This is a genomic window from Pseudomonas sp. NFACC51 (genome assembly GCF_900103575.1).
GTDB classification, from domain to species: Bacteria; Pseudomonadota; Gammaproteobacteria; order Pseudomonadales; family Pseudomonadaceae; genus Aquipseudomonas; species Aquipseudomonas fluorescens_Q.
Genome location: NZ_FMXH01000001.1, coordinates 843745 through 866378 on the forward strand (window position 1 = coordinate 843745; position 22634 = coordinate 866378).

General features: G+C 56.9%; 20 protein-coding genes and 2 pseudogenes. 12 read left to right on the forward strand and 10 right to left on the reverse strand.

Features of this window, described 5'->3' with window-relative positions; all coding sequences use genetic code 11:
- Positions 1 to 2: 2 nt before the first annotated feature.
- Positions 3 to 794 carry a helix-turn-helix transcriptional regulator gene (locus BLT00_RS03600; protein WP_092141634.1) on the reverse strand — a complete coding sequence of 264 codons (792 nt, stop codon included), beginning with the start codon at positions 792 to 794 and terminating at the stop codon, positions 3 to 5.
- A 138-nt stretch (positions 795 to 932) separates the two neighbouring features.
- Between BLT00_RS03600 and BLT00_RS03605 the strand changes: the two genes are divergently transcribed.
- The 3 genes from BLT00_RS03605 to BLT00_RS03620 all read left to right on the forward strand — a co-directional run bounded on the left by BLT00_RS03605 (position 933) and on the right by BLT00_RS03620 (position 4661).
- Entirely contained in the window at positions 933 to 2036 is a 1104-nt protein-coding gene (locus BLT00_RS03605) for a polyamine ABC transporter substrate-binding protein (protein WP_092141632.1), read from the forward strand.
- A 152-nt stretch (positions 2037 to 2188) separates the two neighbouring features.
- Positions 2189 to 3517 (forward strand): type VI secretion system tip protein TssI/VgrG, encoded by a 1329-nt coding sequence (tssI, locus tag BLT00_RS03610; protein ID WP_092141629.1) that lies wholly within the window; start codon positions 2189 to 2191, stop codon positions 3515 to 3517.
- A 436-nt stretch (positions 3518 to 3953) separates the two neighbouring features.
- Complete coding sequence (locus BLT00_RS03620; protein WP_092141626.1) at positions 3954 to 4661, forward strand: class I SAM-dependent methyltransferase; 708 nt, start codon at positions 3954 to 3956, stop codon at positions 4659 to 4661.
- Between the two features lie 19 nt (positions 4662 to 4680).
- Here the strand turns inward: BLT00_RS03620 and BLT00_RS03625 are convergent, their stop codons facing one another.
- From BLT00_RS03625 to BLT00_RS03635, 3 genes are all read right to left on the reverse strand, one after another.
- A complete protein-coding gene (locus tag BLT00_RS03625) occupies positions 4681 to 6447 on the reverse strand; it encodes a S8/S53 family peptidase (protein WP_092141622.1) in 1767 nt (588 codons plus the stop codon).
- Between the two features lie 97 nt (positions 6448 to 6544).
- Positions 6545 to 7111 (reverse strand): DUF6630 family protein, encoded by a 567-nt coding sequence (locus tag BLT00_RS03630; protein WP_092141618.1) that lies wholly within the window; start codon positions 7109 to 7111, stop codon positions 6545 to 6547.
- 37 nt (positions 7112 to 7148) lie between these two features.
- Positions 7149 to 7442: a hypothetical protein gene (locus BLT00_RS03635; protein WP_063321519.1), complete on the reverse strand. Its 294-nt coding sequence runs from the start codon at positions 7440 to 7442 to the stop codon at positions 7149 to 7151.
- Between the two features lie 218 nt (positions 7443 to 7660).
- Here BLT00_RS03635 and BLT00_RS03640 point away from each other — a divergent pair, with 218 nt between their 5' ends.
- Together BLT00_RS03640 and BLT00_RS03645 are read left to right on the forward strand one after the other, a co-directional pair.
- Positions 7661 to 7966, forward strand: coding sequence for an NIPSNAP family protein (locus tag BLT00_RS03640; RefSeq protein ID WP_039011797.1), 306 nt, complete (start codon positions 7661 to 7663; stop codon positions 7964 to 7966).
- Between the two features lie 78 nt (positions 7967 to 8044).
- Entirely contained in the window at positions 8045 to 8692 is a 648-nt protein-coding gene (locus BLT00_RS03645) for a DUF998 domain-containing protein (protein WP_092141616.1), read from the forward strand.
- A gap of 42 nt (positions 8693 to 8734) precedes the next feature.
- On the opposite strand, the gene arsH is transcribed toward BLT00_RS03645, so the two are convergent.
- Positions 8735 to 9469, reverse strand: a complete 735-nt coding sequence (gene arsH / locus BLT00_RS03650) for an arsenical resistance protein ArsH (RefSeq protein ID WP_092141613.1) — start codon at positions 9467 to 9469, stop codon at positions 8735 to 8737.
- Between the two features lie 206 nt (positions 9470 to 9675).
- Between arsH and BLT00_RS03655 the strand changes: the two genes are divergently transcribed.
- Complete coding sequence (locus BLT00_RS03655) at positions 9676 to 10392, forward strand: class I SAM-dependent methyltransferase (protein ID WP_092142706.1); 717 nt, start codon at positions 9676 to 9678, stop codon at positions 10390 to 10392.
- Positions 10393 to 10415: 23 nt separating this feature from the next.
- Here the strand turns inward: BLT00_RS03655 and BLT00_RS03660 are convergent, their stop codons facing one another.
- Positions 10416 to 10577: a DUF2986 domain-containing protein gene (locus BLT00_RS03660; protein WP_092141610.1), complete on the reverse strand. Its 162-nt coding sequence runs from the start codon at positions 10575 to 10577 to the stop codon at positions 10416 to 10418.
- 279 nt (positions 10578 to 10856) lie between these two features.
- On the opposite strand from BLT00_RS03660, the gene BLT00_RS03665 reads away from it, so the two are divergent.
- Entirely contained in the window at positions 10857 to 11408 is a 552-nt protein-coding gene (locus BLT00_RS03665) for a cytochrome b (RefSeq protein ID WP_092141607.1), read from the forward strand.
- Positions 11409 to 11426: 18 nt separating this feature from the next.
- Here BLT00_RS03665 and BLT00_RS03670 read toward each other — a convergent pair.
- A pseudogene (locus BLT00_RS03670) lies at positions 11427 to 11741 on the reverse strand (alpha/beta hydrolase); the annotation flags it as partial.
- A 1-nt stretch (position 11742) separates the two neighbouring features.
- On the opposite strand from BLT00_RS03670, the pseudogene BLT00_RS03675 reads away from it, so the two are divergent.
- Positions 11743 to 12156: pseudogene (locus tag BLT00_RS03675) on the forward strand (LysR substrate-binding domain-containing protein); the annotation flags it as partial.
- A 173-nt stretch (positions 12157 to 12329) separates the two neighbouring features.
- On the opposite strand, the gene BLT00_RS30705 reads toward BLT00_RS03675, so the two are convergent.
- The 3 genes from BLT00_RS30705 to BLT00_RS03685 are packed head-to-tail and all read right to left on the reverse strand — an operon-like array spanning position 12330 to position 17201.
- Positions 12330 to 12860: a hypothetical protein gene (locus BLT00_RS30705; protein WP_139197642.1), complete on the reverse strand. Its 531-nt coding sequence runs from the start codon at positions 12858 to 12860 to the stop codon at positions 12330 to 12332.
- Positions 12847 to 15537, reverse strand: a complete 2691-nt coding sequence (locus BLT00_RS03680; RefSeq protein ID WP_092141604.1) for an RHS repeat-associated core domain-containing protein — start codon at positions 15535 to 15537, stop codon at positions 12847 to 12849. Before BLT00_RS03680 ends, BLT00_RS30705 begins: the two co-directional genes overlap by 14 nt.
- A gap of 17 nt (positions 15538 to 15554) precedes the next feature.
- Positions 15555 to 17201: a DUF6531 domain-containing protein gene (locus tag BLT00_RS03685; protein ID WP_256572746.1), complete on the reverse strand. Its 1647-nt coding sequence runs from the start codon at positions 17199 to 17201 to the stop codon at positions 15555 to 15557.
- Between the two features lie 296 nt (positions 17202 to 17497).
- Here BLT00_RS03685 and BLT00_RS03690 point away from each other — a divergent pair, with 296 nt between their 5' ends.
- From BLT00_RS03690 to BLT00_RS03705, 4 genes are read left to right on the forward strand one after another with little or no spacing between them, the layout of a single operon-like run.
- Positions 17498 to 17980: a formate dehydrogenase subunit gamma gene (locus BLT00_RS03690; RefSeq protein ID WP_063321514.1), complete on the forward strand. Its 483-nt coding sequence runs from the start codon at positions 17498 to 17500 to the stop codon at positions 17978 to 17980.
- Entirely contained in the window at positions 17974 to 19533 is a 1560-nt protein-coding gene (locus BLT00_RS03695) for a formate dehydrogenase beta subunit (RefSeq protein WP_092141598.1), read from the forward strand. The genes BLT00_RS03690 and BLT00_RS03695 overlap by 7 nt, the downstream gene beginning before the upstream one ends.
- Positions 19530 to 22406 (forward strand): formate dehydrogenase subunit alpha, encoded by a 2877-nt coding sequence (fdhF, locus tag BLT00_RS03700; RefSeq protein WP_092141594.1) that lies wholly within the window; start codon positions 19530 to 19532, stop codon positions 22404 to 22406. The genes BLT00_RS03695 and fdhF overlap by 4 nt, the downstream gene beginning before the upstream one ends.
- Positions 22403 to 22624 carry a formate dehydrogenase subunit delta gene (locus BLT00_RS03705; protein ID WP_092141591.1) on the forward strand — a complete coding sequence of 74 codons (222 nt, stop codon included), beginning with the start codon at positions 22403 to 22405 and terminating at the stop codon, positions 22622 to 22624. Before fdhF ends, BLT00_RS03705 begins: the two co-directional genes overlap by 4 nt.
- Positions 22625 to 22634: the final 10 nt, after the last annotated feature.

Consider the following 22634-nt stretch of genomic DNA (forward strand, 5'->3'; position numbering starts at 1 on the left):
CTTCAATGGGTAGCGGGAACATTCTGTTTGGGCATGAAGAATCGAGCAAATAGCTCAGATTGCGACTTGATATTCAATTTTGCATAAATGTTGCGGCGGTGAACTTTTATGGTCTCCGCCGAGAGGGACAGCTTTCCGGCTATTTCCTTATTGGAGAAGCCGCTGAGTAATAAACGGAGTACGTCACTCTCGCGTGCGGTTATTTGGGTGCCAAGCTGATTGACCGTTTCCGGCCACAGAGGTGGCTCGGCCAGGGTTTTCTCTACGTCAATTTCAAAACCCATGCGCTGATGCATCAATGCTGTCACCCACGGTTTTATGATGTCCAGCATGGTTATTTGTTCTTGGCTAAAGCGGACTTTGCTGCCGATGGAAATGCATAACGTTCTGTCGGCGTCGAGTTGGACATTGAACTGTGCCTCATCCATGGAGATGTACTGTGCAAAGTACTGATGGTAATACTCGGTTTCAAGAAAATATTCCGGTGCTATATCCAGTAGGTGGAAGAAACCACTCTGTGGATTTTCCCGATTGGCTATATAGAACGGATCCAGCAAGTAAAGACCCTTCACATAACGATGAATGAATGCGTCGACTTCTTCCGCGTCTGCTATCTCGGGAAGGCTAACAACCTGCACGTGTTGATTGCTGAAAATCAATACAACCCAATTATCGATTTGTACATATTCATTCAAGGTGCGAACAAGTGAACTCCAGAAATCTGGACGATTCAGCTGCATGATCAGCTTTCCAATCGATCGATGCCAAGCCAGGCTGCGGAGGTCAAACGGCATTTTCTACCCCTTTAGGGTTAGGGATTCGCAGGTCAAAGGTAAGTATTCGTAGGTATTTACTATTCGGTAACACCCGGTATATTCGCTGCCAGGGTTAACGATGGCCATGAGGGCGTATCGTCTTGACAAGGATGTTGCATGAGAAAGTCACATTTGCGAACCATTTTTTCCGCCTCGCTTCTCTGTGCAGGGATAAGCACATCAGTAGCGGCCGTAGAGCCCGGGATGTATCTGTATAACTGGTTCGGGTTGCTTGCGCCGGAGACGCCAAAGGAGTTTGAACAGGAAACTGGCACGCGCGTGCATATGGATGCGTTCGACAGCGCTGAAATCATGCAGAGCAAGGTCATGGCCGGGCGCACCGGGTATGACGTGGTTGTGGCGACCTCCAATGTGTTGCCCAGCCTGATCCAGGCGGGAGTCCTTCAGCCATTGGATCGTAGTCAACTGAGTAACTTCTCACACATCGATCCTGATCTCTTGTCCCAGCTCGCGGTCAATGACCCTGGTAACCGCTACGCCGTACCTTATCTATGGGGCACTACCGGCATTGGTTATGACGTTGACAAAGTCAGGGGCGCGTTGGGTGATAATGCCCCGGTGAATAGCTGGGACCTGATCTTCAAAGAGGAAAACATTAGCAAGCTACAGTCGTGTGGTGTGGCAATGCTTGACTCTCCAAGTGAGATCATTTCGATTGCGTTGAATTACCTTGGACTCCCTAGCAACAGTAAGAACCCGGATGATTACCAGAAAGCGCAAGCCTTGCTGTTGAGAATTCGTCCTTACGTCCTCTATTTCGACTCCTCCAAAATCGACGCTGACCTGGCCGATGGCAATATTTGTGCAGTTGTGGGATGGGCTAACGGTGCCCTTGCTGCGCAGGCCATCAACGAGAAGGCCAACACGGGGCGCAAGATCGCCTACAGCCTTCCTCGCGAAGGAGCGCTGTCCTGGTCAGAGAATCTGGTTTTGCTGAAAGATGCTCCCCATCCCAAGGAAGGCATGGCGTTCATTAATTATATGATGCGACCAGAAGTTATCGCCAAGACCTCAAACCACACGCTATACCCTAACGCCAATAAGGATGCCGCGGAGTTCGTCGAGCAGAAGCTGCGAGACAATCCTTGGATTTATCCAGACAAAAAAACTATCGCGACACTTATTCCACTTGAGCCACTGCCGTTGAAATTGGAGCGGATCCGCACGCGGATCTGGACCAAAGTGAAGAGTGGTGTCTGATCTGACTTGATTTGTATGTCTGGAAAGTAAGACGCAAACGCCGATATACAGGAACGCTGGGCGGGTGGGTTAGTACCTGTTAATCCATCAGCCCAGTATTGTTCGGGGTCTTCCGGTCCATTGCGCCGCCTTATGTAAGAAGAGAACAGCGGATGTTCAGCCCAGCCAATCAAACGCACTTCAGTTTGACCATCGAAGGTTTTGAGCACGATTTTCAAGTGCTCGCATTCACTGGAAAAGAGGCGATCAGCAGGCCGTACCTCTTCAATGTGGAGTTTGTTAGCGAGCGGTCTGACCTTGATCTCAAGAGCCTCTTCGACGTAGAGGCTTTTCTGACCTTCGACTCGAAGGGCAACGGCATTCATGGACGGGTCTACCACATCGCTCACAGCAGTAACGGTGAGTGTTTGACGCGCTACAGGCTGGCCCTCGTACCGCACCTGGCCTACTTGCGCCATCGCATCAACCAGAGGATCTATCAACAGTTCTCGGTGCCGAAAATCGTCGCCTTGATACTGGAAGAGCACGGCATTCTGGGCGACGCCTATCGGTTTCATCTGGGGGCGACCTACCCCGAGCGTGACTACTGTACCCAGTACGACGAAACGGATTTGCACTTCATTCAGCGCTTGTGCGAAGAAGAGGGCATCCACTTTCACTTCCAACACAGTACTCAAGGCCACGTGCTGGTCTTTGGCGATGATCAGTCGGTTTTTCCCAGTATTGGCCAACCCACTGCTTATCGGCATGAGAGCGATAGGGTGGCCGACGAACCCTTGATCAAGCGCATCAACCTGCGTCTGGGACAGCTCACCAGTCGTATCTCGCACCGCAACTATGATTTCGAGCAACCGCTGGACATTGAAAAAGATGACAGTCCGCAGCGTTATACCGGTCATGAGCACGGCAAGCAGATACGTCTTCGGACTATGGAGCGCCGCCATGCGGCCTATCGACAAGCTGAAGGGCAAAGTGACCAGACTCGGTTAGTCAGCGGCCATGTGCTGGAAATCTCAGGCCATCCGCGCCAAGAGTGGAACACCCTATGGCTACTGACCCAGGTCATCCACGAAGGCCGGCAACCACAGGTATTGGGTGAGAACGTCGCCCGTGGCAACACTGCGGACGAAGATGACTTTCATCAGGGTTACCGCAACCGCTTTGTCGTTCTTCCGTGGAATGTTTCCTATCGTCCGCCGTTGGCCCACAAGAAACCTCAGGTGCCAAGCATGCAGACCGCTGTAGTTGTCGCTTCAGAAGGCAAGGGGATCCAGAATGATCGGTGCTTCGGACGGATCAAGGTCAAGTTCCCCTGGGACCGTGAAGATAGATTTGACGACAAGAGTCATTGCTGGCTGAAGGGCGCCGCCGACTGGCGTTGTGAGATTGGGCCGCCGCGGATGGGCATGGAAGTCGTGGTCACATTTCTTGAGAACGATCCTGATCAGCCGGTGGTTGGCGGTTGCCTGTGTTGTCGTTGAGTGTGCTGCTTTTTATGTCTTAGGCATGGGTTGCTGATCCAGTAGACTCTGCTCAAGGTTTATGCAGACCTGTTCGAACCAAACTGCAAAAGTTGGCTAGCTTTCGTTCGTGCTTGCGTTGTGTGACCTGTATCGAGCCACGCCAGCCTTTGATATGCAGTAGTAGTCGCTATTGGTTGCTGACACTTCGCCAGAAAGCACTCGTCATCGATAGGGTTTGTGCTCGCACGGCGTGTGAATACGAGTGGGGGGACATGTGATGGCCTTCGCACAGGCTGCCGGGCTTTCCAAAAAGGATGTGATCGTGAGGGCGCGCGGGAGCTATGAAAAGGTGCGGACCTTCGACACCTATGGGGCTTGACAGCCCTGGGATACTCAAAGCGTAGCCGCATCCATCGCGGTACATCCCATCACGACGCAAAGGAAGGTGCTCTCCATGCGCAATGAAGAACTCAAGGCCTTATTCGACCAGCAGGCCGCCAGCTACGACAAGCAATGGGCGGGAATGGCGCCTATTCGTGACGCCCTGTACACCCTGCTCGACGCCGTATTCGCTGACTTACCGGAGAATGCCCGGATTCTCTGTGTCGGCGTGGGCACCGGTGCGGAACTGGTCCACCTGGCCAAGCAGAACCGCGGCTGGCATTTCACCGCGGTTGACCCCTCGGACGCCATGCTCGATATCTGCCGGCAGAAAGCGGTACAAGAAGGCTTCCTCTCGCGTTGCAGCTTTCACCAGGGTTACCTCGACGCGCTACCTGCCGAGCCTGAGCACGACGGCGCTACCTGCTTTCTGGTGTCCCAATTTTTGCTCGAGCCACAGTCCCGCATAACTTTCTTTAATGAGATCGCCCGCCGGCTCAAGCCGGGCGCAATACTGGCAAACGCCGACCTCGCCGCCGACATCGAGTCACCTGCCTATGAGGCACTGCTGCGCAACTGGATGACGCTGATGTCTTCTGCAGGCGTACAGCCGGAGATGCTGGCCAGAGCTCGTGCCGCCTACGCCCGCGACGTGGCTATCTTGCCGACACAGCAGGTCGCCGGTCTCATCGGGACCGCTGGGTTCGAGGCTCCGGTACAGTTCTTCCAGGCGGGGCTGATGCATGGCTGGTTCTGCCCGCGCAAGCAGACATCGTCTTGAGTTGGACTGACCTAGGCTTTCAACGCACGCGGTCGCGGCTTTGTGCGGCCAGGTCCAGGGCCTTTTGCATGTCCAGCCGCGCTGAGCGGCCGACGTCTTTGTCGTTGAGTTGATAGCGACGCTCCGACGGCAGGATGGGCGCGGTGAGGTCTTCGGCGTCCATCTGTTCGAAGTCGTGGTTGTCGCCGATGGTCATGGCGCTGCGGCGTAGCAGCATGCGCAGTTGCTCGGGGTGCAGTTGCGGGTTGATGGACAGCATCGCCGCCAGCAGGCCTGCGACCATGGGCGTGGCGTAGGACGTGCCGCAATGCACTGCGCTTTGCTGGTCGGCGTTGGTCGTCGAGGCGTGGGCGCATGCGGCGGCGGTGATGTCGACGCGCATGTCGATGTTCGAGGAACTGCGCTTGACTGCATAGGCCGGGTCGTCGACGGCGACGTCGGTATGCTCGCTGAGCTGGTGCCCGCCGACCACCAGCAATTGTTCGGTGATGAAGGAGGAGGGCAGGCGGTATTCGTCGCTGCCCGAGAACGAAGCGCCATTGCCGGCGGAGTTCACCACGATGACGTCGGGATGTTCCTTGCGCAGCCAGAGGAAGAATTCCTCCAGCAACTCCTCGTACCCGCCCATGGCGATGCCCGAGCGCAGCAGCGAGTCGACGTCATCGCCTTTGATGTCTTTGGCACCGACGCGGTGGATGCCCCAGCTCCAGTTGAGCACGCGCACACCGTCTTCCACGAGGTTGACGGAGGCGGCGATATTGGCGGTGATCCCGGCATCGGAATTACGCTCGACGATGACCTCGAAGCCACCGCTGGCTTTGTCCAGGCCACGGAGAAAACCAGTGTTGCCGTTGTCGTCCCAGCGCGCGGCGAGAATGCCGGCGACGGTTGTGCCATGGTTGTCCGGCTTGTCTGCATCGCGGGCGTAGACACAGGTGCGCGGCGGTGAGCAGGCGCCGAGGTAGTCTGCGAAGTCCGTCGTGTCGAAATCCACATCACGCTCGATCAGGCCGATGCGCACCGGTTGCAGCTGGATGGGCGGCTGTCGTGCGGGAATGCGTCGTTGGTAATAATTCACCGCGTCGAGGAAGCGATTCGCGGCCCACTCATCGGAGTCCAGGGCAGGCTTCTTCGGTTCTTCAGGATGGGCTGCGGCTTGCTCGGTTTCTTCGGCCGAGGACTCTTCGATGACCACGGCGTCCACGCTGGTCTCGCTGCCCAGGCGCAACACCAGGGCGTCACGCTGCACCAGGTCCTTGGCCGGCAGGCGAAGTTGGTACAGGTTCAGCGGCGCGATGCTGCCGACCACCGTTGCCCCATACCTGCGGGCCAGGCGCTCGGCTTCCTGACGGCCGTCACGGTCTTCCTCGATCAGCACGCTGACCAGGTCGATGTAGGTGGTCAGGCCATCCATGTTCTTCGCTACTTCGTCCGCTCCGGCGGCCAGTACGTGACTGTTGCGCAACGTCAGCCAGGCGGCATTGCTGGCGCGTGGGCCGTCCTGCAGCGAGAGCGGGCCGCTCTGGTAGTCGGCGCTGTCCAGGCGCAAGCGCAGGTTGTCCCCTTCGCGTTGGATCGTGTCTGCCGGTATCACCTTTGCGCCCAGTTTCAGTTGCGGCGTTGCGTTGCCCAGTCCGCGCACGGTCAGGCACCAATCCTGGCGCTGGCTTTGCAGCAGGTCGCCGCAGCGTTTCAGGCTTTCCAGGCGCAGCGGTTCAGGCACTGCGACCGCCGCGCTGGCAGCCAAAGAGAACAACGTAGCGAGGGCAGCGGATCGTAGGGGCATGAGCCAGGTTTCTTTGCCGAGGGTCTTGTTGCTCCGACTGTTACCTTGCTCGCTTTGTTCAGCGGGATGACGTTATCCAGCGATGACGCCTCTTCGTTCAGAAGCTATCGAGGCGTACTTCAACACCTGCTTGCCGCCCGAGCTCGATCATGGCTTCAACCTGGTCGGTATAGGCGATGAATCCCACATATTCGTCGCCACCAGAGTCCAGGTGCAGGTAGCGTTTGTCGAATGCCGCCAGCCACTGGTCAAAACTGGCCAGCGTCTCCGGCATCGATAGCGTGCCCTGGCGCCGATAGGTGTAAGCCTCTTTCACTCCGCTAGCGCTCACCAGGTAAGGCGCCAGATATTCGAAACCATCAAAGCCTTTCCAGTCGACGCCGAGCAAAGCCAAGTGTTCGAGCTTCTGGCCCCGGTCTGTATCCAGCAATCCTTCCACCAGTGCCGAGACTGGCTCCTGGCCCGAGCCGTATAGGCGCAGCACGCGCCGAACCAGCCTGGTGCGCTCGTTTTCCGGCATGCGGGCCAATATGGCTTGGGCAAATGCCTTGAGCTCGGAGCGATAGGGATGCAGCTCCCGCATAATCGCCGCGTCGCTGACAGTCGTTTCCTCCGGTGGCGGCAGCGTAAAGCGGCCGCCGAACAAGCGATCAAGAATGCCCATGTCCTTTCCTTGAATTGTTCATTTTTCCAGCCAAGCGTTACACGCGCCCAACATGAACGCGATACCTGATATCCCGATCAAAACTGTCTTCCGGGTTTTCATAAGCTTCCAGTGTTTCCAAGAACCCTGTGCACTCAAGACTCGCCAGATCCTCAAGGGTCCAATCAAAGGGGAAATCGCTGGAAAAGCTTTCACCCTGATATTCAACCCATCGGAAAACCGGGAAGGGCAGGTAACCGAGCCACTCTGACCGATAGGTAATCTCGTCGGATTCGCCGCTCGTCACCACGGCGTGGATCTTGTTCTTGATGGTTGCTTGGCGTTCATCCATGGTGTTTCGATCCGGGTTGATGATTGATCGCAGGCGTCAGGCACTGCGATAGCAAGCGCCGCATTTGTTTTTTGAGCGCTCGATCATGGCAGGGGAGTACTGACCCGGGTGATGAGAGGGAGCGAGCGAAGAAGTTGTTCGGCCAATGGCAATCATCGACGACATGCCTCGTATCCTGTGTAGAATCCGTTTTTTTTAGTTTTCAAAGGATTGAGCCCATGATTACTTGCCATGTCAGGTATGTCATTGACCCCTACCAGATCCCAGCTTTCGAGAGCTACTCGCGCCAATGGATCGAAGTGGTGACCCGAATGGGGGGCGTCCATCATGGCTACTTTCTCCCCGCCGAAGGCGCCAACAACATCGCCTACTGCCTGTTCAGCTTTGCCAGCCTGGCCGACTACGAAAACTATCGAAGGAAAGCCGAACAGGATCCAGCGTGCGTTGAATTAGTGACCCAGGCGACGGAACAACGATTCATTCTGAGTTATGAGCGTAGTTTCCTGCGTCCTGTTCTGGATTGAGCGGGTGGATGCTTGAATCAATGTCAGATTTCACATCACCCCACAACCGGACATCACAACGACACGGAGTGTCACAATATGAAAACCATTGATCGTGCTTTCCTAGGCTGCGGAATATTGATTCCATTCTGGCTGTTTTTGGGGGTGACGCTGACTGCGCGGGCCTATCCAGGCTACAGCCATCTGGATCAAGCCATGAGCCAACTAGGTGCCATTGGAGCGCCAACCCACAGCTTCTCTGCTTGGGTGAACAATTTTCCGCTGGGTGTGATGTTCCTGCTTTTCGCAATAGGCGTGGCGAGACGGTTCAAGGCATCGCCGATGGCCTTGTTTAGTGCGGTACTGATTCTCATCCATGGCTTGGCAAGCTTTACGGCCGGCTATTTTTCCTGCGATCAAGGCTGCGAGCCGATTCAACCGTCGGTCTCGCAACAGAGTCATAATCTTGCGGGGCTGATGATGTTCATCTCGCTTACCCTGGCGGGTGTGCTGTGGACGTTCCTTGGCAAGGCGCTGCTTTCATCTGCCAGGTTCGCCATGTTCTCGGCGATCTGCGTAGTCCTGGCCATCGTGACGGTTATGCTGATGGCGGCGGCATTGGCCGACGGTCACTTGTTCGGTCTGTACCAGCGACTCAATTACGGGGTTTCGGTGGTCTGGATTGCTTCATTGGCCGTAGCTGCCCTTCAGAACGAGGCCGATGTGAAAGCAGCGTACGTTCGTTGAATTCCTACAGCACACACCGAAGAACCTTCACTATCGCTGCACCTAGATAGACCTCTGGTTAACGCGTTTGGAGAGCGCTTCGGCGCTTTCCTTGCGCTCGGAGTAGCGGTCGACCAAATAGGTTTCTCTGCCGCGCACCAGCAAGGTGAACTTCATCAGTTCCTCCATGACATCGACGACCCGGTCGTAATAGGGAGATGGCTTCATGCGCCCGACTTCGTCGAACTCAAGGAAGGCTTTGGGGACGGAGGATTGATTGGGGATCGTGACCATGCGCATCCAACGCCCCAGCACACGAAGTTGGTTCACCGTGTTGAAGGATTGTGAGCCGCCGCATACCTGCATCACCGCCAATGTCTTGCCTTGGGAGGGACGAAGCGCGCCCAGCGCGAGCGGGATCCAGTCGATCTGTGCCTTGAACACCGCCGACATCGAGCCGTGGCGTTCTGGCGAGCACCAGACCTGGCCTTCCGACCACATCACCAGGTCGCGCAGTTCCTGCACCTTGGGGTGATCGACGGGCGCATCGTCCGGCAATGGCAGCCCGGAGGGGTCGAAGATCGCGGTTTCGGCACCCATGAGCTCCAGCAGGCGCGCCGCTTCGCGGGTCAGCAACTGACTGAAAGAGCGCTCGCGGGTTGATCCATACAGCAAAAGTATGCGCGGTTTATGTTCTGGTTCTGCGCCCTTTGCGAGTTTTTCCGCTGTGGGTACGTCGAAGAGTGACAGGTCAAGGTTTGGGAAGTCATGCGGGGTTTCGCTGGAGAACTCAGTCATTACACAGCTCCAATTCGGTCCAGAACATATGGAAAAAAGCATATTCGTATTTCCATATGTTTATCGCAAGTCGCAATTGACTGACCGCGCAAAACGCTGCCGATGGGAACCGATATTCCCTACGGGAATGGTTTGCATAAAATTAATGAATTTTTATTATTCGTAAGCGAGGCGTAGCCTGATTTCAGCACATGGAGAACTGCGCTTTGAAATCATCCTCGTTTAATTCAGCGGAAAAATTTGATACCTCACGAGCCAACGAGTACGGCCGGCAGAGCCGCATTGCGCTCGCTGGATACGACGCCTGCCAGGACCTGGCGGCGTGCATGCTGGCGGCGACCCTTGGGAACGTGGGCTCGGCGAAAATACTGGTGGTGGGCGCCGGCGGTACGGCGCAAGAGATCATTGCAATGGCCAAGCTGGAGCCGGGTTGGCGCTTCACTGCCATCGACCCCTCCGAGCCTATGCTGGAGGCCGCGAAGCAGCAATTAGCCGCAAACAACTTGCTCGGAAGAACCGCCATGCATCTTGGGCATGTTGAAGACCTGGTAGCCAATGGATCGTACGATGCTGCCACCTTGATCGGTGTACTCCATCATCTCGACGGGGATGAAGCCAAGTCGAAAATATTGCGGTCCATCCAGGCTCATCTAAAGCCGGGGGCGCCGCTGATTGTCGCCGGGAACCAATATGCGTATGCCAGTCAACCGTTACTCCTTGCGGCCTGGGGGCAACGGTGGCGACAGCATGGCGCCAGCCCGGAAGAAGTGACGGTCAAGCTTGGCAAGATTCTTCAAGGCGCCGATCCTCCACATTCCGAGGCTGCGGTTCAAAAACTGTTGAGTGATGCAGGATTCGGCAGTGCTACCCGGTTCTTCAGCAGTCTTTTCTGGAGCGCCTGGTTAACGTGCAAAACGGCCTGAGGATGGAACTTCAGCGACGTGGATCAGCTTTCCGGCGGCGTGATGGGGGCGTCGCTGGCTTCAGCCGCCAGTTTCAGTCGGTCGGCTTTGCTGATGTATTGAGTCTTGTTTTTGGGTGCGAGCTTGGCACTGGCTTTTTTGGCGTTAACCTTCAATAACTGGTTTATTTTCTTGCGGCGATTCATGGTGTTCTGCTCAGCATGTCAATTTCCCGGATGGTATCAGCTTTCCGTTTTTCCAGGCTTTTTCCTGACTTGGCTATGGACTTCACGCGGTGCTCGATAATGATCGAGTTATTTGGGGCCTCTAAGCGGATCGCCGAAGTTTGAAGGTAAAAAACTTCTTGAAATGTCGGTCTTCAGACTGCCTTAAGACTTTGCCTGCAAATTGGCAGCATCGGTTCCAGCGACCGGATCGAGGCTGGCGAATGAGTCGCCAGCCGTCAGACTTTCACGAGGCGTGTCATGACCCGCGATGTTGCCGTAAACCGTTATGGAAAACTGTCGATCACCCTGCACTGGTTGATGCTGGCACTGTTCGTCGGTGTGTATGCCTGTATCGAGATCAAGGGTTTGTTGCCCCGTGGCAGCGCCGGGCGAAGCCTGTTCCTGGGGTTGCACGGGCTCTTCGGGCTGAGCATCTTTGCGCTGGTTTGGGTTCGTCTGTTCGGGCGCCTGACACCACGCCCGCCCATCACACCCGCGCCGCCAGCCTGGCAGACGGGTGTTTCCCACCTGATGCATGCGGCCCTGTATGGCCTGATGATCGCGACACCCGTACTGGCCTGGTTGATGCTGGCCGCCGGCGGTAAGCCCGTGCCGTACTTCGGGTTCTTCTTGCCGGCTCCCGTGGCGGTGGATCCCGATTTGGCCAAACAGCTCAAGTATTGGCACGAATTGCTTGGCAGCAGCGGCTACTGGCTCATCGGCCTGCATGCGGTGGCGGGGCTGTTTCATCACTACTGGGTGCGTGACAATACCCTCGTCCGGATGCTGCCGGGACGAAACCGCTCTTGACCACTTTCCCGTCCCTTGTCATCTCAGATTGCTCTGGAAGAAGCTCGTCAGCTTATCGAACGGAATGAGGTTGACCCGATCATAAAGATCGACATGGCCTGCCCCAGGAATGATGACAAGTTCCTTGGGTTGACCGGCGAGTTTGTAAGCCTCCTCGCTGAACTCCCTGGAGTGCGCATCGGCGCCAGCAATGAATAACATCGGATGAGGCGAAATGGTCTCGATGTCATTGAGGAGATAAAAATTCATGAACTTGATGTTGCTTGTCAGCGTCGGGTGCGTGGTCAGGTCTTTGGACGAGCTCGATGGCGTGAACTCACCGCGCGGGGTGCGAGGCCCTCCATTGCGGATGGCTGTCGTCGCTTCGCAAGCGTACTTCGCTGCCCACGCCATTCCCAAGGCCCTCCACGATCTGATGAGCCATCGGTGTATCAACCAGCGCATGCAAACATCAGACGGGTTCTATGTCTGGGACTTTGAGCGTCGAGGCAAACAGGTGAACGTGCGAGTGGACGGCCAACTGATTTTCAATACGTCGACCCATATCCTGCAGGCGGCAGTGGCCGGGCTGGGCGTTGCCTACCTGCCAGAAGAAGAGTTTGAACCGTACCTGCAAGAAGGCCGGCTGGTGCGCGTGCTGGAAGATTGGTGCCCACCGTTTTCAGGCTACTATTTGTACTATCCCAGCCGGCGGCAACCTTCGCCTGCATTTACGTTGGTTGCCAACGCATTGCGCCAAGCCCATTAAGGACGAGTGCCGGTTCAAATAAGCGGATCCGGCGTATGTCTTGCTCGTTCAGGCAGCGCTGATTCACGGGTACGGCTTTCAAGTAATCGCTTTAAACCGGGCGCTCAAATACCTCTAAAGAAACGTTACGGCTTGGGGCAAGCCGTAACGTTTAGTAACTCACGTGCTAGCCCTCATGAGAATCTCGATATCCACCAAGTGATATAGGTTTCAAGGTGATTGTTTGACCATGATATGTATTTCAATCCCTGGTGGTTGGTCAGGTGTTTTACAGTCAGCGTCTCGGATTTACTTGCTGGATGCCTTTCGAATACGGTGTCTGATGCTTTCGGAAAGTAGGATATGGCAAATAATCGTCCGTTTATAAAGCTGAATTGCGCAGGGGCGGTGCTGTTATCTATTTTGTAGTTGGGTACTTCAAATGTTTTTAAAGAGAATTTTTTTCGCAGAAGACCACTGTTTTTTTCTAAGTTTTCTAGAATTACAGGCTTGTAGCCTTCCGTTTCAAGGAAGCTCAAAGTCTGATCAACAAAGCTGCAGCTATTGACGTTGTTTATTAGCAGAGGTGGAGAGTCCTCGCAAACACGTTCAATGTTCACGGGTTCTTGGTATCTGAGTCCAACGGTAGCAAAAACCACAGTCACCAGAGCAATCAGTGCTGCTGATGTTTTCGACAGTTTAAGAATGGTATTAATAGTATGCACCTTCAGAGCTTGCCTCTGTCCTTAAGATTCCATTGTTAAGAAATGTCATGCAGTTTTGGGGGCAGTTTTCAGGAGGGTTGTTGCCCTTGGCTGCGCATATGCCCGCTTGGTTGTTAAAGTCATCCATGGCCCTTTCGCTGGGATTTTGCCCGAAATTTGATATCTCATTTGCCCAGCCTGCTAACTGACTTACTGTTTCTCCCCAGTTCGATGAGGCAATCATGCAGGATGCAACACAATGTCTATACGCATCTTGAGGCCCATTGTGCATGCCAGGCAATTTACTATTTTGCGCTTCGGTTTCAGCTTTTGCGGACCACTCAAAAATAGATTCCAAGCCTAACGGGTCAACGTATTTCAGCGGGTTGACATTTACATAACTGTAGGTGTTAAGCCCTCCCGCCAAACCAATCGGATCGCTCTGCATGTAGCGTCCAGTTTTCGGGTCGTAATCACGGAAATAGTTATAGTGGAGTCCAGTCTCAACATCGTAGTACTGACCGGGAAAGCGTAGGTTGATTTCCAGTTGTCCGCTGGCTTCCTTTGTACCAAATGCATCGGAAACCCACTCCCATATCTTTGTTCGCGCCGCGTTCGTTGCGATCCGCGGTGTGTTGAGGTGGTCGCTATGGAGGTAGAACGCGGCGCTGTTTGCTGGCGCGCCCGTTGCACCGTAGCTCACACTGATCCCGCCCAAGGGCACCCCTTCGAGCCAGATATAAAACTGACTTCTCAGCTTCTTGCCTTGGTTATCGAATACGTGCTCGCCAAGAAGTTCGCCACTCAACCCGTAGATAAATGTTGTAGTGCCTTGAGAGGTGATTTTTTTGGTTCGTTGGCCGAAAGCGTTGTAGCGGAACCGAGCCTTGACAGCACCCTTGATTTTCACTTTGCTCAGGCGATTCTGCTCGTCATAGGAAAACTGACGATTGGCGCGGTCTGCGGTCAGGTTGCCTGCCGCGTCGAAGTCTACCGAGTGGGTGCCTGCCTGCGTCAACCGATTGTTGCTCGCCCCATACTGATAAGACGTGCCAGCGGTGACACGCAACTCGCCGTCAATCAACGTGCTGAGCGCTTTTCGGGTGCGGTTACCCGCGGGATCATAAACGTAAGTCATCCGGTTGAAAGCAGTAGATTCTCCCACCAGGCGATCCAGCGGGTCATAGCTGTAGCCATGGTAGTCGACTGAGTCGCGTTGCATTTGAGTCATGTTTCCCTGGCCGTCGTAGGTATAGGCGTTACTCTGGCCTGCAACGGTTTGAGCGGTCAGCCGGTAGTCCAGATCGAAGGTACGTTGAAGCGTAGTCTCGTTGGCCCAGGTCAGGTTTTTAAGCGGACCAAAAGGTTGATACGTGATGTTGCTGGCGAACGCGGTCGGCTGCCCCGTACCGCGCCGAATTTGTACTTGGCTGATTTGTCCTGTGGTGTTGCGCGAGTAAACGATGCTGAAACCTGTTGGATAGTCGATCCTGCTCAACCGATTGGCGACATCGTATCCATAGCCGATTTGTTCTGGCTGAGTGGCTGTGTTTGCAGGCGCTGTTTGCCGCTGGGCTGTAACGTTGCCTTGGGCGTCGTAGGTGTAATTCAGCTCCCCGTTGACGTCCTCCACGGCTGTCAGTCGGCCAATGCCTTTGTTACCGGCGGCAATCGAATCGTAGTGGAACTGAACGTCCAGTGCCGGGTTCGTCGGATAGCGGCGGGCGGTCAGGCGATTGAGCGCATCGTAGGTAAAAGTCGTGACCACCCCACGCGCGTCCACCTGTTGCGTCACGTTGCCTGCGGCATCGTATTGGTAGTCAGTGGCGCCGCTGTCAGGGCTGTTCACCCGCGTCAGGTTTCCCAGGCCGTCGTATTGATATTGAGTGGTTGCACCACGTGGGTCGCGGACTTGCGTGAGGTTATCTTGAACGTCGTACTCAAGTTGAGTGATGCCATTGAGCGGGTCAGTATTCGTCACCCATCGGTTCAATGAGTCAAAGGCCCGTTGATGGCTGTGATTGCGGGGGTTGGTCAGCATGATCGGATTATCGTTAAGGTCGTACTGGGTCCGGCTTGTCTGGCCGGCAGCACCCACTGAACGCAGCAAGCGACCCAGTTCGTCATACACCCATTGATGTTGTCTGGTCAGATGACCGGTCTTGTCCTTGATCCTTACCGCAGTCCGGTTCCCCATCGGGTCGAGATCAAATTCGATCTGTTCCCCTGCGTTATTGCTCACTCGAATGAGCCGCCTTGCGTCGTCCCAGGTGTAAGCCGACCAGCTATTGTCTGCGCGAATTATCTTGGTGATGTCGCCCACGGCATTGTGTTCAAGGCGAACTGTGCCGGTAGCGTTACTCAGCGATTTCACCCAGCCTTGTGGTGCATAGGTCAGGTTTGTAATAACACCATTGGGATCGACAACTGTCTTAGGATTGCCGGCGACATCAAAGTTGGAAAGTCTGGTGGTGTGGCCGAGCGCGTTGATAATGCGTGCCAGATGTCCTTTGGCATCGTATTCATAGCGGGTAATGTCACTTACATCTGTTCGGGGCCCATCTGACGACTCCAGCAGCCCCTGGGTATTGTAGGTGAACGACCAGCCACGTTCGGCAGCTTGGCAAAGGGGAAGGGTGGTAATGGTTCCACCGAAAGCGAGAGTGAGCAGAGCAACCCTGCATGTCAATATGTTCATATTCAGATCCTTCTGAATTAACGTGAGATTATTGTTTTACTGAGCTGGCGCCCTTGAGTGTCGTAGGTGTATTGAATGGAGCGATCCGGTTCGTTGATGCGCACTGGGGAATACAACGTCGGGTGCCATTCGGTGGTGATTGTTCTCGCTTGAGGAGTGCCGCTCGCTTCCGTGCGAGAGGTTTCCAGGCCACGGTCGTTGTGGAGATAGGTGGTTATATTGCCTTTGTTATCTGTTTTTGTTGTCAGCAGACCGCGGGTGTCGTAGGTGAAAGTTGAGTTGCTATCGGGACAGTTGGCCGATGGAAAACCTGTAATGGATTTGATGCGTTTGATGCCTTGACTCAATTCAAATTGATAGTGCGTCTGCTTGCCCAACGCGTTAGTGACCGTGGACGATCCATCACTGTTGTAGTTGACCAGGACTTTTTCAGCTCCAGCAGCGTGCTCACTTGAAATGGCGCGTCCTTGTTCATCATAGGTCCATGTGGCGTAACGTACCCCGCGTTCATCGATAATGCCGGTCAGCAGTCTGCGGTCGTTGGGGTCTTGATAAAGGTATTGTTTGTTTTCTGTATGGTTTGGATGGTTTTTGATCATCGAAGTAAGCTGTTTGTAATCATTGTAGGTGTAGCTAATGTTTACGTTGTTCGCTGTGACGGTAAGAGGTTGCTTCTTTGCGTCCTCGGTAAACGTTAAGGTGTTGCCAAAGCCGTCAGTGACAGTTGCAATGGTATTTAAGTATGTGATGTTTAGTGCGATACCCGATTTGATGAGCGCTATGAGCCTTCCGTCGCTGTCAAACTCAAGTACGTGATTGTTGGAGGCATGATAGCTCCAGCGGTTTGACAGGCGGGTGAGCTTGCCCGTTTCTGGTGGTTTACCCTTATACGACGCACCTTCCTTTTCGAAATAGGAGAGGTTTCCATTATGATGAATAAGCGTGATCAGGTTCTCTTCGAAACTTAGTCTGGATGAATAACCATGTCGCCATATTCCATCGGCGCTTCTGTAGGACTTTGAAAACTCGAGTGGATTTAAAGATGAATGTGAGTTCGATACAGAGTAGTCATTTTCGAGTTGTATTTTATAGCCTGTTGCGAAATTTATCGGATTTCCCGTTAGGCTTGAAGGGCAGCTGTTGTCCACCCCTTGGGCTTCGCATTGTTCGGTGAAGTTATTAAAAGCTTTCCCGCCTTCGCATGAGTTGCCATGCCGGTATATCGATATGGCTAGATTGTCATCGGGCCCGTCACCATAGAAAAGGTTACAGGTCCATTGGTTTTCCCTTGAGGTGGGAGTGGCAGAGCCGTATTCATACATTTCGTACTCAGTGTTTTCGTGCAGAAATCGACAGGCTAGTTCTGGGGATAGATGATTTTTTTGTGGTCCCTGCCAATCCCAAGCTTCCGGTTGAATATGCCAATAATATTCCTCTGCTGTTGTGTTAAAGCTAGCGGCAAGCAGTGAGAGTGACAGAGAGTATGAGGCGAGTATTTTGGGCAACATTGGGCGTCCTTGCGGTTTTTTAGGTTTTAAACTCCCTTGATGATCTCTTGGTGCGACGCTGTGAAAACGATACATATATAGTGTGTTTGTAACCTTGTGTTGTGATCCAACAAAGCACTCGCCACGCTGCCAGTCAGGAAAACGACCAATAGCCACCGATCGCTGCGGGTCGCCTACACTCACTTGTGTATTTGACTTCCCGCGGACGCAGGGCAACTTTTCACGCCTAGTCGCTTTCAGAACACGTTTCGTCGTCCATGTGCAATCGCCAACCCCCGGGAGTGGCAAGCTGTGAGGATGCCCCGGATCAGGTGCGCCAAAGACACCTGGCCGGAGAGCGAGAATGGCGATCGGATGTGCCACGCGACCGTGACGTGGGCCGGACGCCGCAGCCAAGACTCCGGACGGCTGCCGCTATGCGGTGGTGTCGTTCGAGATGCCGAGGTACGTTTATGCCCGATGAGACGCTTCACCTGCCTTTGATCCACAGCGTGCTTGCGCGCGAAAAGGACACCCCCGGTGCCTTGCTGCCTATTCTCCATGCCATCCAGGCAGGCTGCGGGTATGTCCCCGACAGCGCCGTCCCGGAGATCGCCCACGCCCTCAACCTCAGCCAGGCTGAAGTGCGCGGGGTCATCAGCTTCTACCACGATTTCCGCACCACGCCGCCGGCGCGCCATACCCTGCGCCTGTGCCGGGCCGAGTCCTGCAAGAGCATGGGCGCCGAGACCCTGGCTGCGCAGTTGCGCGAGCAATTGGCGCTGGACGATCACGGTACCAGCGCCGATGGAAGCATCAGCCTGCGGCCGGTCTATTGCCTGGGCGCCTGCGTCTGTTCGCCGGCCCTGGAGCTGGACGGGGAGTTGCATGCGCGGATCACGCCTGAGCGTCTGCGTCAGTTGGTTAATGATTGCAGGGAGGAGGGCGCATGCTGACGCTCTGTATCCCCCGCGATTCGGTAGCCCGTGCCGTGGGCGCGGACAAGGTGGCCGATGCGTTGGCCCTTGAGGCTGAGCGTCGACAACTGCCGTTGACGGTGTTGCGCACCAGTTCCCGTGGCCTCTATTGGCTGGAACCGCTGGTGGAGCTTGAAAGCGCCGGCGTCCGGTTGGGCTTTGGCCCTGTCACACCGGCCGATGTGCCGGGCCTGCTGGATGCGCTGGCAGGCGATCCTGGCAGCCATCCGCTGGCCCTGGGGCCGGTGGAGGAGATTCCCTATCTCAAGAGCCAGCAGCGCCTGCTGTTCGCGCGCGCCGGCATCACACAACCGCTGTCCCTGGACGATTACCGTGCCCAGGGCGGTTTCCTGGGCCTGGCCCGGTCCATCCAGATGGATGGCGCTGACGTGGTCGCCAGCGTGCTGGATTCCGGCCTGCGCGGTCGGGGCGGTGCGGCGTTCCCGGCGGGCATCAAGTGGCGCACGGTGCGCGATGCCGTGGGTGCTCAGAAGTATGTGGTGTGTAACGCCGATGAAGGCGACTCCGGCACCTTCGCCGACCGTATGTTGATGGAGGGCGACCCCTTCCTGCTGATTGAAGGCATGATCATCGCCGGCCTCGCCGTAGGCGCGACGATGGGCTACATCTACGTGCGTTCGGAATACCCGGCCGCCATCAGTACCCTGAACGATGCGTTGCGCATTGCTCGCGACGCCGGCTATCTGGGGGCGAACGTGAGCGGTAGCGGCCGCACCTTCGACATTGAGGTTCGTGTCGGGGCCGGCGCCTATATCTGTGGCGAAGAAACCGCACTGCTGGAATCCCTCGAGGGCAAGCGCGGCACGGTTCGCGCCAAGCCGCCACTGCCAGCGATTCAAGGCCTGTTCGGGCTGCCGACGCTGGTGCACAACGTGGTGACCCTGGCCTCGGTGCCGATCATCCTGGAGAAGGGCGCGCAGTTCTATCGCGACTTCGGCATGGGTCGTTCCCTGGGCACGATGCCGTTCCAACTGGCCGGCAACGTCCGTCAGGGCGGTCTGGTGGAGCGCGCCTTCGGCCTGAGCTTGCGTGAACTGGTGGAAGGCTACGGCGGCGGTACCGCCAGCGGTCGGCCCCTGAAAGCCGCGCAAGTGGGTGGGCCGTTGGGGGCCTGGGTGCCGCCTTCGCAATTCGATACGCCGCTGGACTACGAGGCGTTCGCCGCCATGGGCGCGATGCTTGGCCACGGCGGTGTGGTGGTCGCCGACGACAGCCTGGACATGGCCCAGATGGCCCGGTTCGCCTTGCAGTTCTGCGCCGAGGAATCCTGCGGCAAGTGCACGCCGTGCCGGATCGGCTCCACCCGTGGGGTGGAAGTGGTGGATCGCTTGATCGCCAGCACCGAAGCCGGTGCTCGTCAGGAACAGGCCCTGCTGTTGCAGGATCTGTGCGACACCCTGCAATACGGTTCGCTCTGTGCCCTCGGTGGGATGACTTCCTACCCTGTCGCCAGCGCCCTCAAGCATTTCCCCGCCGACTTCGGTCTGGCGACCACGGAGGCCGACCAATGATCAACATCTTCGATCCCAGCAGCGATATCGACCTGGGCACCCCGGCGCGTGAAAGCGACGTGCAGGTCAGCCTGACCATCGACGGGCGTGAAATCAGCGTCGCCTCCGGCACTTCGGTCATGCGTGCCGCGGCCTTGCTCGGCACCACCATCCCCAAACTCTGCGCCACCGACAGCCTGGAGGCGTTCGGTTCCTGCCGCATGTGCCTGGTGGAGATCGACGGCATGCGCGGCTATCCCGCGTCCTGCACCACGCCGGTAACCGAAGGCATGGTGGTGCGCACGCAAACCTCCAAGCTCGCCACGCTGCGGCGCAACGTCATGGAGCTGTACATTTCCGACCACCCGCTGGACTGCCTGACATGCCCGGCCAATGGCAACTGCGAATTGCAGACCGTGGCGGGGCAGGTGGGCCTGCGCGAAGTGCGCTACGGCTACGAAGGCGCCAACCACCTGGCTGAGGCCAAGGACGTTTCCAACCCGTATTTCGACTACGACCCGAGCAAGTGCATCGTCTGCAACCGCTGCGTGCGTGCCTGCGAGGAAATCCAGGGCACCTTCGCCCTGACGATTACCGGACGCGGCTTCGATTCCCGGGTGGAAGCGGCCGGCGGTGACAACTTCCTCGATTCCGAGTGCGTTTCCTGCGGCGCCTGCGTGCAGGCGTGCCCGACGGCGACCCTGATCGACAAGAGCGTCGTGGAGATCGGCCAGCCGGAGCGTAGCGTCATTACCACGTGCGCCTACTGCGGCGTGGGTTGCTCGTTCCGCGCCGAGATGAAAGGCGAACAACTGGTGCGCATGGTTCCGGACAAGAATGGCCAGGCCAACCATGGCCACTCCTGCGTCAAGGGCCGCTTCGCCTGGGGCTACGCCACGCACCCGGACCGCATCACCAAGCCGATGATCCGCAAGCACATCAACGACCCATGGCAGGAAGTCAGTTGGGATGAGGCGGTCACCTACGCCGCCAGCGAGCTGCGCCGCATCCAACTGAAGTACGGACGTGACTCCATCGGCGGCATCACCTCCAGCCGCTGCACCAACGAAGAAACCTACCTGGTGCAGAAACTGGTGCGCACCGCGTTCGGCAACAACAACGTCGACACCTGCGCCCGTGTGTGCCATTCGCCCACCGGTTATGGTCTCAAGCAGACCTTGGGCGAGTCCGCCGGCACCCAGAATTTCGACTCGGTGATGAAAGCCGACGTCATCCTGGTGATGGGCGCCAACCCGACTGACGCGCACCCGGTGTTCGGCTCCCAGCTCAAGCGCCGCCTGCGCCAGGGCGCACGGCTGATCGTCATCGACCCGCGGCGCATCGACTTGGTGGATTCGCCTCACGCCCGTGCCGAGCTGCACTTGCAACTGCGTCCGGGCACCAACGTGGCCATGCTCAACGCGTTGGGCCATGTGATTGCCACCGAAGGCTTGATTGACCAGCCTTTTGTCGACGCGCGCTGCGAGGCGGCGGACTTCGCGCGCTGGCGCGATTTCGTCAGCCAGCCGGAAAACTCCCCCGACGTCCTGGGCCCGGTGTGTGGCGTGCCTGCCGAGCAGATCCGCGCCGCGGCACGGCTCTACGCCACCGGCGGCAACGCCGCCATCTACTACGGTCTTGGCGTCACCGAACACAGCCAGGGCAGCACCTCGGTCATGGGCATTGCCAACCTGGCCATGGCCACCGGCAACATCGGTCGCGAAGGTGTCGGGGTGAACCCGCTGCGTGGACAGAACAACGTCCAGGGCTCCTGCGACATGGGTTCGTTCCCCCACGAACTGCCCGGCTACCGGCACGTTTCCAACGAAACCGTACGCGCCCAGTTCGAACAGGCGTGGAACGTGACCCTGCAACCCGACCCGGGCCTGCGTATTCCGAACATGTTCGAGGCCGCGCTGGACGGCACCTTCAAGGCGCTTTATTGCCAAGGCGAGGACATCGCCCAGAGCGACCCCAATACCCAGCATGTGACGGCCGCGCTGTCCGCTTTGGAATGCGTGATTGTCCAGGACATCTTCCTCAACGAGACGGCCAAGTTTGCCCACGTGTTCCTGCCGGGCAGCTCGTTCCTTGAGAAGGACGGCACCTTCACCAACGCTGAACGTCGCATCTCCCGCGTTCGCAAGGTGATGGATCCACTGGCCGGCAAGGCCGACTGGGAGGCCACCATCGCCCTGGCCGACGCCCTGGGCTACAAGATGCACTACAACCATCCTTCGCAAATCATGGATGAAATCGCCCGCCTGACGCCGACTTTCAGCCGCGTCAGCTACGCCGAACTGGATCGTCACGGCAGCCTGCAATGGCCTTGCAACGATGCCGCGCCGGACGGTACGCCGACCATGCACATCGACCAGTTCGTACGTGGCAAGGGCCGTTTCATGCTCACCGGCTACGTGCCCACCGAGGAAAAGGTCAACAGCCGCTATCCACTGCTGCTGACCACCGGACGCATCCTCAGCCAGTACAACGTTGGCGCCCAGACCCGACGCACCGACAACGTGGCCTGGCACGAGGAGGACCGGTTGGAGATTCACCCAACCGACGCCGAGAACCGCGGGATCGTCGACGAAGACTGGGTGGGTATCGGCAGTCGCGCCGGGCAGACGGTGCTGCGTGCGAAGGTGACCGAGCGGGTGGCTCCGGGCGTGGTCTACACCACGTTCCACTTCCCTGAATCGGGCGCCAACGTGATCACCACCGACAACTCCGACTGGGCCACCAACTGCCCGGAATACAAGGTGACCGCGGTCGAGATCGTGCGGGTCAGCCAGCCTTCGGAATGGCAGAAGCGTTATCAGGCGTTCAGTGATGAACAAAGCCGCTTGCTCAGGGAACGTCGCCATGCCGAGAAAGCGGAGGTGCGTCGATGAGCTCTGACAGCTTGATAAAGATGGCCAACCAGATCGCCCAGTATTTCGCCAGCGAGCCGGATCATACATTGGCGGTGAATGGCGTGCGCCAGCACATCAAGAGCTTCTGGACGCCGGGCATGCGCCGGGACTTGCTGGCATGGGAGAAGAAACATCCGGACGCTGCCCTGCACCCGTTGGTGTTGGCGGCGCTGGTGGAACCGGAGGTGAATGCCTAGCACGCAGTGA